The sequence below is a fragment of the Stenotrophomonas sp. genome, from assembly GCF_032061965.1.
Lineage (GTDB): Bacteria > Pseudomonadota > Gammaproteobacteria > Xanthomonadales > Xanthomonadaceae > Stenotrophomonas.
In genome coordinates, this window is record NZ_DAMBEF010000008.1 from 21,402 (window position 1) to 34,454 (window position 13,053).

The following is a 13,053-nucleotide window of genomic DNA, read 5'->3' on the forward strand; positions in this document are numbered from 1 at the left end:
AAGCCCCTGCCGAGCATGGCTCGGCACTACCGCTTCACCGCCGTTTCGTACCTTTGGATCACCATCTGTTCATCCATTCACGGCACAATCCGTTCTGATCTTCACAAGGAATAGTCCATGCGCGTTCTGTTGCTGTCCGCCCTGATTGCCTCAACCGCTGCCTGCACCTGGGTGCCGATCGAGTCCAGCGGCAAGGCCGTTCGCGTGCTGCCGGCAGGGCCTGTTGCGCCCGGCTGCGTAGCCAAGGGCGAGATCGAGGTCACGGTGAAGAGCAAGGTGGGCTTCTACAACCGCAACCCGCTGCGGGTGCAGGAAGAGCTGGAAACCCTGGCCCGCAACGAGGCCACCAGCGCGGGTGCAAATGCGGTGCAAGCCCTTGGCCTGCCTGCCGATGGCAGCCAGCGCTACTCGGCCTGGCAGTGCCCGCCGCGCTGATCGACGGTCCTCGGGGGCTCCATACGGCGGGCCTCCGATTTGTAAAGATGCGGTAAAAAGGCGCAGGGGCTAGAATAGCGCCCCCTTCGCCTGAGTCTTGGCGCTTTCCGATGCCTTTTCAAAATGTCTCGATCGCGGGACTGGCGCATATTGATGCGCCGCATACGCTGACCTCAAAGGAAATCAACGAGCGGCTCCAGCCCACGCTGGAACGCCTGGGCATTCGTGCCGACGTGCTGGGCGATATTGCCGGCATCCACGCGCGCCGCCTTTGGGACCAGGGTACGCAGGCCTCGGATGCGGCCACCATGGCCGGCCGCAAGGCACTGGAAGATGCCGGCATCACCGCCGACAAGGTGGGCCTGCTGGTCAACACCTCGGTCAGCCGTGATTACCTGGAGCCGTCCACCGCCTCGATCGTGTCCGGCAACCTGGGTATCGGCGAAGACTGCGTCACCTTCGATATCGCCAATGCCTGCCTGGCCTTCATCAACGGCATGGACGTGGCTGCACGCATGCTGGAGCGTGGTGACATCGATTACGCACTGATCGTCGACGGCGAGACCTCCAACCTGGTCTACGAAAAGACGCTTGAGCGCATGATGTCCCCGGACATCACCGCCCAGCAGCTGCGCGATGAAGTGGCGGCACTGACCACCGGTTCGGGTGCGGCTGCGATGGTCATGGCGCGCTCGGAGCTGGTGCCGGATGCACCGCGCTACAAGGGTGGCGTGACCCGTGCGGCCAACCAGTGGAACAAGCTGTGCGTCGGCAACCTGGACCGCATGGTCACCGATACCCGCATGCTGCTGATCGAAGGCATCAAGCTGGCCACCAAGACCTTTGAAGCCACGCGCATCGCGCTGGGCTGGGCGGTGGACGAGATTGACCAGTTCGTGATCCACCAGGTCAGCCAGCCGCACACCAATGCCTTCATCAAGGCCTTCGGCATCGACCCGAAGAAGGTGATGACCATCTTTGGTGAGCACGGCAACATCGGCCCGGCCTCGGTACCGATCGTGCTGAGCAAGCTGCGCCAGCTGGGCAAGCTCAAGAAGGGCGACCGTGTCGCGCTGATGGGCATTGGCTCCGGCTTGAACTGCACGATGGCCGAGGTGGTCTGGTAAGTTCAGGCCTTGCCGCGAACTGCGGGATCGCATGTTTTTCCTTCTCCCTTTGTGGGAGAAGGTGCCCAAAGGGCGGAAGAGGGGACGCGTGCGCAGCACGCATCTACTTGGGGTTGGAGCGCTTGTTCAAGCATCTCCACTCCGGCCAACCCTCTCCCCAACCCCTCTTCCGACGGGAGAGGGGCTTAGCAGCCGCAGGTGCAACCCGATGAACAAACTCCCCGGTTACCCCAGCAAGACCCACCGCTTCGAAGTCCGTCCGGGCTTGTCGATGAACTACATCGATGAAGGTCCGCGCGATGGCGAAGTGGTGGTGATGTTGCACGGCAATCCGTCGTGGAGTTATCTGTGGCGGCACCTGGTCAACGGCCTCAGCGACAAGTACCGCTGCATCGTGCCCGACCACATCGGCATGGGCCTGTCCGACAAGCCCGATGACAGCCGTTATGAATACACGCTGCAGTCGCGCGTGGATGATCTGGACGCGCTGCTCAAGCACCTGGGCATCACCGGCCCGATCACCCTGGCGGTGCACGATTGGGGCGGCATGATCGGCTTCGGCTGGGCCTTGTCGCACCATGCGCAGGTCAAGCGCCTGGTGATCACCAATACCGCCGCGTTCCCGCTGCCGCCGGAAAAGCCGATGCCGTGGCAGATCGCCATGGGCCGGCACTGGAAGCCGGGCGAGTGGTTCATCCGCACCTTCAATGCGTTCTCCTCCGGCGCATCGTGGCTGGGCGTGAGCCGGCGCATGCCGGCCGATGTGCGGCGCGCCTATGTGTCCCCGTACAACAGCTGGGACAACCGCATTTCCACCATCCGTTTCATGCAGGACATCCCGCTGTCGCCGGCCGACAAGGCCTGGTCACTGCTGCAGGGGGCGGCGGATGCGCTGCCCTCGTTCGCCGATCGTCCGGCCTATATCGCCTGGGGCCTGCGCGACATCTGCTTCGATCACCACTTCCTGGCCGGCTTCCGCAAGGCCTTGCCGCAGGCCGAAGTGACCGCCTTCGAGGACGCCAACCACTACGTGCTGGAAGACAAGCATGAAGTGATCGTGCCGGCGGTACGTGCGTTTCTTGAGCGCAATCCGCTGCGCTGAGGCAGTGCCCCGCATGGGGGCGTGACGCCGGCGTTGTGCTTGCCGATGCCGTGCTGGCTTCGCGGCTCACGCCGCTGCTACCGGGTGGTGTGCCAAGCTGTCGCTCCTTTCTTCAGGAAGTGACGGATGGATTTCGACAGCCTGGATCGCCAGTTGCGCGACAGCGCGCAGGACATGGCATTGAGCAATGAGGAAAAGTCCTCTCTGCGTGAGCTGGGCGAGGAACTGCCCCCTGATCGCCTGCGCTTCATGCGCAACCGCGCCTTCGACATTGCCCGCGAGCAGATCAGCACCCATCCGGCCGAAGCCTTGCCGGTGCTCAAGTGGGTGGAACAGGTAGTACGTACGCTGGACGTCAACGCGGGCCCGGCCGAAACCCTCACCAGCACCTATTTCTCACCGGGTGATGCCTGCATGCAACGCCTGCGCGCGCTATGCGCCGGGGCGAAGAAGTCGCTGGATATCTGCGTTTTCACCATTTCCGACGACCGCCTGAGCAGTGTGATCCTGGACGCGCACAAGCGTGGCGTGGTGGTGCGCATCATCAGCGACAACGACAAGGTGTACGACGATGGCAACGACATCCGCCGGCTGCATGAAAGCGCCATTCCGGTGAAGGTGGATCACAGCGAATACCACATGCACCACAAGTTCGCGCTGTTTGACGGCAAAGTGTTGGCCAATGGCAGCTTCAACTGGACCCGCACCGCCACCGAGCACAACGACGAGAACCTGGTGGTCAGCAACGACCCCAACCTGGTGCGCAGTTTCGTGCAGCAGTTCGAGGTGTTGTGGGCGCGTTACAAGGCGCTTTGAGAGCGATGCTTTATGGGCGCCAGGCTTTCTGCCGTCATTCCCGCGCAGGCGGGAATCGCTCTGGCTCTGCCTCTGGCTTTTTTCTTTTGCTAGCGGCCAAGGTCAAAACAAAGATGGGAACGTGAAACTGGAGCGTAAAGCAGGAGCGATTCCCGCCTGCGCGGGAATGACGGCATAAGGGCAGAGGCCCAGAGCCAGAGCCAAAACCAAAGCCAAAGCCAAAGCCAAAACCAAAGCCAAAGCTTACTTACGGCAACAGCAACAATCCGGAATTACGGCACCGACTACTTACGCCGCAATCGGCGTATTCGGGGGTGACGAAGGGCTGTTGCCATTGTCGTCGGGGTGATCGTCATCGTTGTCGGCATCGTCACGCCAACGCCAATCGGCCAAGGTCAATGCCGGCATGCCGTGGGCGATGCGCGCGCGGTCGCACTGCGAGCTGGCCTTGCCGTATTCCCACGATGCATCCACCTCGCGGCACACGCTGGGCCGGTTGGGGTGGATGGTGCAGCGTGAGTACACGCCGATCTCCGAATCCAGGGCCACGCAACGGATCGGGTCCGAATAGGTGCCCTGCATGCATAGCCGGTGTGGGTCCAGGCGCTGGGTCAGCTGGTGCGGCACGCCGCCTTCGGTGACTTCGTCCGATTCCATCCAGTGGAAGGCCACGCGGTACTGGGTGCAGCAGGCGCCGCAGGTGAGGCAGGGATGGGGCATGGGATACCGGCCTTGGGGCGGCAGTTGGACGAAAGGGAGGCGGGAAATTTTCCACGCTGACGGCCGGCGCGCAAGATTTTTCTGCATTGGCGACAATAGGAAGATGAACGAAACCTGCAATATCGCCGCACGCCTGCCCGAGTTGGCGCGTGAACGTCCCGACCAGATTGCCATCCGCTGCCCGGGCAAGCCGGCCGCCAACGGCATGGCCGCCTACGACGTGACCTTGGACTACCGCACGCTGGATGCCCGTAGCGACGCCATTGCCGCTGGGCTGGCGGCATACGGCATCGGCCGCGGCGTCCGTGCGGTGGTGATGGTGCGGCCGGGGCCGGAGTTCTTCCTGCTGATGTTCGCCCTGTTCAAGATCGGCGCGGTGCCGGTGCTGGTCGACCCGGGCATCGACAAGCGGGCGCTCAAGCAATGCCTGGATGAAGCGCAGCCACAGGCCTTCATCGGCATCCCCTTGGCGCAGTTTGCGCGGGTGCTGCTGGGCTGGGCCAGGTCGGCGAAGATCCGGGTCACGGTGGGGCGGCGCTGGGGCTGGGGCGGTACCACGCTGGCGCGGCTGGAGGCAGCTGGCGCAGGGGCGGGCAGCCAGTTGGCCGAAACTGCAGGGGACGACGTTGCCGCGATCCTGTTCACCAGTGGCTCTACCGGCGTACCAAAGGGCGTGGTCTATCGCCATCGCCATTTCGTCGGCCAGGTGGAGCTGCTGCGCAATGCCTTCGGCATGCAGCCCGGCGGCATCGACCTGCCGACTTTCCCACCGTTCGCGTTGTTCGATCCGGCGCTGGGGCTGACTTCGGTGATCCCGGACATGGACCCGACCCGGCCCGGCAGTGCGGACCCACGCAAGTTGCACGATGCCATCGCCCGTTTCGGTGTGACCCAGCTGTTTGGTTCGCCGGCGCTGATGCGTGTATTGGCCGAGCATGGGCAGCCGCTGCCTACCGTGACCCGCGCCACCTCGGCTGGTGCGCCGGTTCCGCCGCAGATCGTCTCCAGGATCCGCTCGCTGATGCCTGCGGATGGTCAGTTCTGGACCCCGTACGGCGCAACCGAATGCCTGCCGGTAGCGGTGATCGAAGGCCGTGAACTGGTCGACACGCGCGAGGCGACCGAGGCCGGTGCAGGCACCTGCGTTGGCCGCGTGGTTGCACCCAATGACGTGCGCATCATCGCCATCACCGATGCGCCCATCGCGGACTGGAGTGGCGTGCGTGAGCTGCCTGCCGGCGAAGTGGGCGAGATCACCGTGGTCGGCCCCACAACCACCGACAGCTATTTCAATCGCCCGCAGGCAACAGCGGCCGCCAAGATCCGCGAAGTGCAGGCCGATGGCAGTGAACGCATCGTGCATCGCATGGGTGATGTGGGTTGGTTCGACGTGGAGGGGCGGCTGTGGTTCTGCGGGCGCAAGACGCACCGTGTGGAGACGGTGCAGGGGCCGATGTATACCGAGCAAGTGGAGCCTGTGTTCAACACCGTGGCGGGTGTGCGTCGTACTGCCCTGGTGGGGGTAGGCGCCCTTGGACAGCAGCGGCCGGTGCTGTGCTTTGAGCTGTTGCCCGGTGCCGACGCCGCGGCGGTGGAGTCACAGTTGCGGTTGCTGGGAGCTTCGCGGCCCGCGTTGGCGGGGATTGGCACCTTCCTGCGGCACCCGGAGTTCCCCGTCGATATCCGCCACAACGCCAAGATCGGGCGCGAGAAGCTGGCGCTGTGGGCGCAGGCGCAGTTGGGTTGAAGACGAAGGCTTGAAGCAGAAGCACCCCTCCCAACCCTCCCCTCCGCCTACGGCGCAAGGGAGGGCTAAAGCCTGGCTCTCTCGCGGCTGTTTAAAGCAGCAGCTGTCACCCCCTCCCTTGCGCCGTAGGCGGAGGGGAGGGTTGGGGAGGGGTAAAGCGCAGTGTTCTTTGAGCCGAAAGACAGCCCGAATCCAGCTATTCCCTGACTGGCCTCCAGCAACAGCAATCGCAGGCTTTCCGCAGCAAACACGGAGAGCCGCAATGGACAAGCTGCGAAAGCGTGCCAGGGCACTGCGCAACACGCCTACCGATGCCGAAGACCGCCTGTGGCAGCAGTTGCGGCGCCGCCAGTTGGCGGGTTTTCGCTTCCGTAGGCAGATGCCCTTGGGCGGATACATCGCCGACTTTGTTTGCCTTGAAGCGAGGTTGATCGTCGAGCTGGATGGTGGGCAGCATCTTGAGCAGCGTGCGTATGACCAACGTCGCACCGAAATGCTGCAGAGCCTGGGCTTTCGGCTGCTGCGCTATTGGAATGACGAGGTTCTGCAGGGGATGCCGGCGGTACTGGAGGACATTCTGCGGGCTCTGGTGCACGGCAAGGAGCACCCCTCCCAACCCTCCCCTCCGGTGCGCGAAAGGGAGGGCTGAGCGGGTTGCTCGAAGGTCTAGCAGTGCTGCAGCTGTTGCCCCCTCCCTTGCGCCGTAGGCGGAGGGGAGGGTTGGGGAGGGGTGCTCTCGCTTCCTCCCTTTTGCACCACGAAGGGGAGGGCTGGGGAAGGGTAAAGCAGCCGCCCTGCCACCGCAGGCCAACCACCTGGTCAACCAGTGCTGCGATACTGCGTGCCTCGGCGGCACGCCTGCCGTGCGCCAACTTCATCCGCTTCCGTTGCGTTGACCACGCGGCGGCGGCCCAGCAGCAGAGTGATCGAACTATGAAGATTCTGGTAACCGGCGGTGGTGGCTTTCTTGGGCAGGCGTTGTGCCGTGGCCTGGTCGAGCGCGGCCATGAGGTGCTCAGCTTCAATCGTGGCCACTACGAGGTGCTGCAGGCGCTGGGTGTAGGCCAGATCCGTGGCGATCTGGCCGATGCCAGCGCCGTGCACCACGCCGCAGCCGGGGTTGACGCGATCTTCCACAACGCCGCCAAGGCCGGCGCCTGGGGCAGCTACGACAGCTACTACCAGGCCAATGTGGTGGGTACCCGCAACGTGCTCGATGCCTGCCACGCGCACCGCATCGGGCGCCTGGTCTATACCTCCACGCCGAGCGTCACCCATCGCGCCACCCATCCGGTTGAGGGCCTCGGGGCTGACGAGGTGCCTTACGGCGAGGATTTCCAGGCGCCCTATGCCGCCACCAAGACCATCGCCGAGCAGGAGGTACTGGCCGCCAATGGTGCCGAGCTGGCTACCGTGGCGCTGCGCCCGCGGCTGATCTGGGGACCGGGCGACAACCAGTTGGTGCCGCGGCTGGCCGAGCGCGCCCGCGCCGGCCGATTGCGCTTCGTAGGCGATGGCAACAACAAGGTCGATACCACCTTCATCGACAACGCCGCGCAGGCCCACTTCGATGCCTTCGATCATCTGGTGGTGGGTGCCGCGTGCGCAGGCAACGCCTACTTCATATCCAACGGCGAGCCGCTGCCGATGCGCGAGCTGCTCAACAAGCTGCTGGCCGCCGTGGGGGCACCGCCGGTGCAGAAGTCGATCTCGTTCAAGACGGCTTACCGCATTGGTTCGGTGTGCGAAAAATTGTGGCCGCTGCTGCGTTTGAGCGGCGAGCCGCCGATGACGCGTTTCCTGGCCGAACAGCTGTGCACGCCGCATTGGTATTCGATGGAGCCGGCGCGTCGCGACTTCGGCTATGTGCCACGCGTGTCGATCGAGGAAGGCCTGCGTCGACTGGCGGCTGCATCCTGAATGCTGACGCGTGATCGTCATGCGGCGATCACGCATCCATCACCGCATCACCACCGGCGATTGCAGAGGATGGAACCCTGTTTCCAGCCAAGGACCAATCCCATGCTGCATTACGCCGTCGTCTTCTTCGTCATCGCCATCATTGCTGCCGTCCTCGGCTTCAGTGGCATTGCCGGTGCGGCCAGCAACATCGCCTGGATCCTGTTCGTCGTCTTCCTGATCCTTGCGGTGATCTCGCTGTTCCGCAAGAAGGGCTAGTTCCCGCAAGGTCCAAATGAAACGGCCCGCGTCCTCCTTGAGGGCGCGGGCCGTGTCGTTTGCGTTGGGTGCTGATCAGGCCGAGGCGCTGATCGAGCTGCGCAGGCTCTTGTCGGCGGCGTGACGTTCCAGCGCCAGCTCGATCAAGCGGGTGATCAGCGCGGTATAGCCCAGACCGCTTGCGCCCCACAGCTTGGGATACATGCTGATCTTGGTGAAGCCGGGCAGGGTGTTCAATTCGTTGATGACAACCTCGCCACTGGCGGTGAGGAATACGTCCACCCGCGCCATGCCGATGCAGTCCAGCGCCTGGTAGGCGCGCACCGCGATGTCGCGGATGCGTTGCTGTGCGTCGGCAGCGATATCGGCCGGAATCACCGTCTCCGCGCCGCTGGCACTGATGTACTTGGTGTCATAGGCATAGAAATCGTCATGCACGACCACTTCGCCGCAGACGCTGGCTTCGGGCACGTTGTTGCCCAACACGGCGCATTCGATCTCGCGGCCGACAATCGCCGATTCCACCAGCACCTTGTGGTCGAAGGACAAGGCCAGCGCCATCGCAGTGGCGAATTCCTTGGCATTGCGCACCTTGCTCACGCCCACCGACGAACCCTGGTTGGCCGGCTTTACGAACAGCGGCAGGCCCAGGGTCGCCACCAGCGCGTCGAAATCGGCGGCCGCAGCGGTGACGTGGTTGAAGCAGGCAAACGGTGCCACCGACAGCCCGGCATCACGCAGCAGCCGCTTGGCCACATCCTTGTCCATCGCCGCAGCCGAGCCGAGCACACCAGGGCCGGCGAACGGCAGGTTCAGCGTGCGCAGCAGGCCTTGCAGGGTGCCGTCTTCGCCCAGCGTGCCGTGGACGATGGGGAACACCACGTCCAGCTGCGGCACATCGCGGCCATCGGCGGCCAGCAGTTGGCCACGTTCGGCGCCAGGCAGCACCGACAGCAACGGGCCGGAGGTATCCAGCGCGATGCGCTTGGGATCATCGGCGTTGAGCAGGAAGCCGGCGGTATCGCACAGGTGCCACAGCCCCTGCTTGTCCACGCCGATCAGGCTGACGTCGAAACGCTCCTTGTCCAATGCATCGAGGATGTTCTTCGCCGACTGCAGCGAGACCTCGTGCTCGGCCGAACGACCGCCGAAGATGATGCCAACCCGAGTCTTGCCCATTGCCTGTGTGCTCCTGCCGCTGTGTTGAAGGGGTACGCATAGCATGAACGCAAAATCCGGGATTGGGGATGCGGGATTCGGGATTTGTTGATCACGCCGTACGGCGGGCGCGCCGTGCAACTGCTACCCCTGCCGCATGAACAAGACGCGCTGACATGAACAAACCCTGTGCAATGAGGTAGCGCGGGTAAGCGCCGCGCAGCCCGTAGCCCGGGTAAGCACAGCGCACCCGGGAGCAAGCCAACGCAGGCTTCCCCCGCGCCCGCGAATGGCCCCCGGGTGCGCTGCGCTTACCCGGGCTATGTCGCTCTCCATTCCCGGCCCTACGGGCCTGCGCCCCTCCGGTAGAATGCCCGCATGCCTGCATCCCCCCTCAAGATGATCAAGCCGCTGGCCGGCCGTGCGCTGGAAGTGGCCTTGAACCGCGCCCTGGCGCTGGACCCGGACACCCGTACCGCGTTGGCCGCGCTCGATGGCCAGCGCATCGCCCTGACCCTGGAGTCGCCATCGCTGGCCATGCAGATCGGCGTGGCTGGCGAGCGGTTGACCGTGGGCCCGGTGGACCCGTCGCTGGAGCCGGACCTGGCGGTGCGCAGCACCCTGGGTGGGGTGCTGGCGCAGCTGCCGTTCCTGGCCAATGCGCGCCGCAGCAACAGCGCGCCGGCCGGACGGGTCAAGGTATCCGGCGATGCCGAGCTGGCGCGGCGCCTGCAGCAGCTGGCCACCCGTTTTGATCCGGATTGGCAGCAGCCTTTTGTCAAAGCGTTTGGCGAAATCCTCGGCGTGCAGATCGCCCAGACCCTGCGCGCGGCCCTGTTGCAGGCCCGCCGCAGTGCCAAGGACCTGGCCGAGACCGCCGCTGAATACGTTACCGAGGAGTCGCGTGATGTTGTTGCCCGTGCCGAGTTGGACGCCTTCCATGACGATGTGGACGTGATCCGCGATGACGTCGAACGCATGGCGGTGCGCATCGCACGCCTGCGTCAGCGCGCTGGAGGTGCCGCATGAAGGCCACCCGCGCCATGTTCCGTGCCAGCCGCATCGGCCGGGTGATCCTGCGCTACCGCCTGGACGACCTGCTTGATGGCACCCCGGTTGAACGTTGGCTGGGCATCGCCAAGCCGTTCGTGCCGCGTGCCAGTGCCGATATCGCCTCGCAGTCGCGCGGTGCACGCCTGCGCCTGGCGTTGCAGGAACTGGGCCCGATCTTCGTCAAGTTCGGGCAGATCCTGTCGACCCGCCGTGACCTGGTGCCGCCGGATGTCGCCGCCGAACTGACCCTGCTGCAGGACCGGGTCAAGCCCTTCGATGGCGAACGCGCGCTGCAGATCGTCGAGCAGGCGCTGGGCCTGCCGATCACCGAGGCGTTCGCCAGCTTCGACACCACGCCGCTGGCCTCGGCCTCGATCGCGCAGGTGCATGCCGCCACGCTGGACGATGGCCGCCAGGTGGTGGTCAAGGTGCTGCGCCCGGACATCGAAAAGCAGATTGCCGGTGATATCGCCCTGCTCAAGTCGCTGGCGGCCTTGGTCGAGCGTACCCATCCGCGCGCGGACAAGATCCGCCCACGCGAAGTGGTGGCCGAGATCGAAACCACTCTGGCTGCCGAGCTGGACCTGCAGCGCGAAGGCGCCAACGCCAGCGTGCTGCGTCGCTTCTGGGAAAACTCCGACGACCTGTACGTGCCGGAAGTGATCTGGAGCCACACCGCCGAACGCGCGCTGACGCTGGAGCGGGTCTGGGGCATTCCCTCCGACGACATCGTTGCCCTGGACAAGGCCGGCATCGACCGCAAGGCGCTGGCGGCCAAGGGCGTGCGCGTGTTCTACACGCAGGTGTTCCGCGACAACTTCTTCCACGCCGATGCGCATGCCGGCAACATCTGGGTCGACATCGATCCGGCGCGCCGCGACAACCCGCGTTTCATCGCGCTGGACTTCGGCATCATGGGCCAGTTGTCGGAAGAGGATCAGTTCTATCTGGCCGAAAACTTCATGGCCATCTTCAACCGTGATTACCGCCGCATCGCCGAGCTGCACCTGCAGGCGCAGTGGATGCCGGCCACGGTGCGCATCGATGAACTGGAAGCGGCCGTGCGTGCGGTCTGCGAGCCGTATTTCACCCGCCCGCTGTCGCAGATATCGCTGGCCGAAGTGCTGATGAAGTTGTTCCGCACTGCCCAGCGTTACCAGCTGACCCTGCAGCCGCAGCTGATCCTGCTGCAGAAAACGTTGCTCAACATCGAAGGCGTGGGTCGCCAGCTCGACCCTCAACTGGATATCTGGGAAGTGGCCAAGCCGGTGCTCGAACGCATCCTGCGCGAACGCTACAGCCCGCGCCGCGCGCTGAAGGAACTGCGCAAGCGCCTGCCGGAAATCATGACCCAGGCTCCGGACATGCCGGCGTTGCTGCACAGCTGGCTGCGTCAGCAGGTGGAAGGCAAGCATGAACTGGCGATGCGTTCGCAGGACATCGTCAACCTCGACGACACGCTCAAGCGCATGCAGCGCCGCGTGGTTACCGCCGTTGCCGGCGCTGGCCTGATGGTGGTGTCGGCGCTGCTGTATGGCCTGCATGCCGGTGGCCCGCAGTTGGCGTCGATTCCGGTGTGGTCGTGGGTCACTGGCGTGGCCGGTGCCGTTGCAGTGGCCTCCGCGTGGTTGCGTCGATGAGTGATGTGCTTGAGGACGTGGCGGCCGAGCCGGTTGTGTTTGAACCGCTGCCGCTGTTGTACGAAGACCCGTGGTTGGCGGTGGTCAACAAGCCCGCCGGTCTGATGGTCCACGACAGCAAGCTGGCGCGTGGCGAAGATGATTTCCTGGCCGACCGCCTGCGCGAGCAGCTGGGCAAGCCGATCTTCCTGGTGCACCGGCTGGATCGCGCCACCAGCGGTTGCCTGCTGCTGGCGTTTGATCGCGAAAGCGCCAGCACGCTGGGCAAGACCTTGATGGGCGGCGAGGTGGAGAAGGACTATCTGGCCGTATGCCGCGGCTGGCCGGCCGAAGATGCCTTCACCGTTGATCACGATCTGGATGGCGGCCCCGGCAAGCCGGTCAAGAAGCAGGCCATCACCCACTTCCAGAAGTTGCTGGTGGGCGAGTTGCCGATTCCGTCGGCGGGCTTTCCGACCTCGCGCTATGCGCTACTGCGCTGCCAGCCGCAGACCGGTCGCTTCCGCCAGATCCGCCGGCACCTCAAGCACATGTTCCACCACATGATCGGCGACACCAGTCACGGTGATGGGCGGCACAACCGCAGCTTCCGCATGCAGGGCGTGCATCGCATGCTGCTGCATGCCGAACGCCTGGCCTTCCCGCACCCGCAGGATGGGCGCCGCATCGAAGTACGCGCGCCGCTGGACCGCGAATTCCAGAAGGCCATGGACCTGTTCGGCTGGAAGCTGCCAGACCAGCCGTAGTGCCGAGCCATGCTCGGCAGGGGCTTTGGCAGCGAAAAGCACCCCTCACCAGCCCTCCCCTTGGCTTTGCCAAAGGGAGGGGGTCCCCAGCTTTCCCCTTGGCTTTGCCAAAGGAGAGAGGGCAACAACGGTAGTGCCGAGCCATGCTCGGCAGGGGGCTTTAGCAGCAAAAAACACCCCTCCCCAGCTTTCCCCTTGGCTTTGCCAAAGGAGAGGGGGCAACAACGGTAGTGCCGAGCCATGCTCGGCAGGGGCTCTACCAGCGAAAAACACCCCTCCCCAGCTTTCCCCTTGGCTTTGCCAAAGGAGAGAGGGCAACAACGGTAGTGCC

13 protein-coding genes are annotated in these 13,053 nt (G+C 64.6%); 11 read left to right on the top strand and 2 right to left on the bottom strand.

Features of this window, described 5'->3' with window-relative positions:
• The first annotated feature begins 117 nt into the window (after window positions 1–117).
• From RT460_RS06040 to RT460_RS06055, 4 genes are all read left to right on the top strand, one after another.
• On the top strand, window positions 118–435 hold the full coding sequence (locus RT460_RS06040) for a DUF4156 domain-containing protein (RefSeq protein ID WP_313317765.1): 318 nt from the start codon (window positions 118–120) through the stop codon (window positions 433–435).
• A 110-nt stretch (window positions 436–545) separates the two neighbouring features.
• Window positions 546–1,562 carry a 3-oxoacyl-ACP synthase III gene (locus tag RT460_RS06045; RefSeq protein ID WP_313317768.1) on the top strand — a complete coding sequence of 339 codons (1,017 nt, stop codon included), beginning with the start codon at window positions 546–548 and terminating at the stop codon, window positions 1,560–1,562.
• Window positions 1,563–1,770: 208 nt separating this feature from the next.
• Window positions 1,771–2,664: an alpha/beta fold hydrolase gene (locus tag RT460_RS06050; RefSeq protein ID WP_313317770.1), complete on the top strand. Its 894-nt coding sequence runs from the start codon at window positions 1,771–1,773 to the stop codon at window positions 2,662–2,664.
• 126 nt (window positions 2,665–2,790) lie between these two features.
• On the top strand, window positions 2,791–3,480 hold the full coding sequence (locus RT460_RS06055; RefSeq protein WP_313317773.1) for a phospholipase D-like domain-containing protein: 690 nt from the start codon (window positions 2,791–2,793) through the stop codon (window positions 3,478–3,480).
• Window positions 3,481–3,768: 288 nt separating this feature from the next.
• Here RT460_RS06055 and RT460_RS06060 read toward each other — a convergent pair whose 3' ends face one another.
• Window positions 3,769–4,200 carry a YkgJ family cysteine cluster protein gene (locus RT460_RS06060; RefSeq protein ID WP_313317775.1) on the bottom strand — a complete coding sequence of 144 codons (432 nt, stop codon included), beginning with the start codon at window positions 4,198–4,200 and terminating at the stop codon, window positions 3,769–3,771.
• A gap of 103 nt (window positions 4,201–4,303) precedes the next feature.
• Between RT460_RS06060 and oleC the strand changes: the two genes are divergently transcribed.
• From oleC to RT460_RS06080, 4 genes are all read left to right on the top strand, one after another.
• On the top strand, window positions 4,304–5,947 hold the full coding sequence (gene oleC / locus RT460_RS06065; protein WP_313317777.1) for an olefin beta-lactone synthetase: 1,644 nt from the start codon (window positions 4,304–4,306) through the stop codon (window positions 5,945–5,947).
• A 262-nt stretch (window positions 5,948–6,209) separates the two neighbouring features.
• Complete coding sequence (locus RT460_RS06070) at window positions 6,210–6,596, top strand: endonuclease domain-containing protein (protein WP_313317779.1); 387 nt, start codon at window positions 6,210–6,212, stop codon at window positions 6,594–6,596.
• 284 nt (window positions 6,597–6,880) lie between these two features.
• Window positions 6,881–7,867, top strand: coding sequence for a 2-alkyl-3-oxoalkanoate reductase (gene oleD, locus RT460_RS06075; protein WP_313317782.1), 987 nt, complete (start codon window positions 6,881–6,883; stop codon window positions 7,865–7,867).
• Between the two features lie 102 nt (window positions 7,868–7,969).
• Window positions 7,970–8,125 (top strand): DUF1328 domain-containing protein, encoded by a 156-nt coding sequence (locus tag RT460_RS06080; RefSeq protein WP_065868112.1) that lies wholly within the window; start codon window positions 7,970–7,972, stop codon window positions 8,123–8,125.
• A 75-nt stretch (window positions 8,126–8,200) separates the two neighbouring features.
• On the opposite strand, the gene ddlA is transcribed toward RT460_RS06080, so the two are convergent.
• Window positions 8,201–9,304, bottom strand: coding sequence for a D-alanine--D-alanine ligase (gene ddlA, locus RT460_RS06085; protein ID WP_313317784.1), 1,104 nt, complete (start codon window positions 9,302–9,304; stop codon window positions 8,201–8,203).
• Window positions 9,305–9,661: 357 nt separating this feature from the next.
• On the opposite strand from ddlA, the gene RT460_RS06090 reads away from it, so the two are divergent.
• Genes RT460_RS06090 through RT460_RS06100 form a run of 3 tightly spaced genes read left to right on the top strand, consistent with a single transcriptional unit; the run spans window position 9,662 to window position 12,722 of the window.
• Complete coding sequence (locus RT460_RS06090) at window positions 9,662–10,312, top strand: SCP2 sterol-binding domain-containing protein (protein WP_313317787.1); 651 nt, start codon at window positions 9,662–9,664, stop codon at window positions 10,310–10,312.
• Window positions 10,309–11,976 (top strand): ubiquinone biosynthesis regulatory protein kinase UbiB, encoded by a 1,668-nt coding sequence (ubiB, locus tag RT460_RS06095; protein WP_313317789.1) that lies wholly within the window; start codon window positions 10,309–10,311, stop codon window positions 11,974–11,976. Before RT460_RS06090 ends, ubiB begins: the two co-directional genes overlap by 4 nt.
• Entirely contained in the window at window positions 11,973–12,722 is a 750-nt protein-coding gene (locus RT460_RS06100; RefSeq protein ID WP_313317791.1) for a pseudouridine synthase, read from the top strand. The genes ubiB and RT460_RS06100 overlap by 4 nt, the downstream gene beginning before the upstream one ends.
• Window positions 12,723–13,053 lie beyond the last annotated feature (331 nt).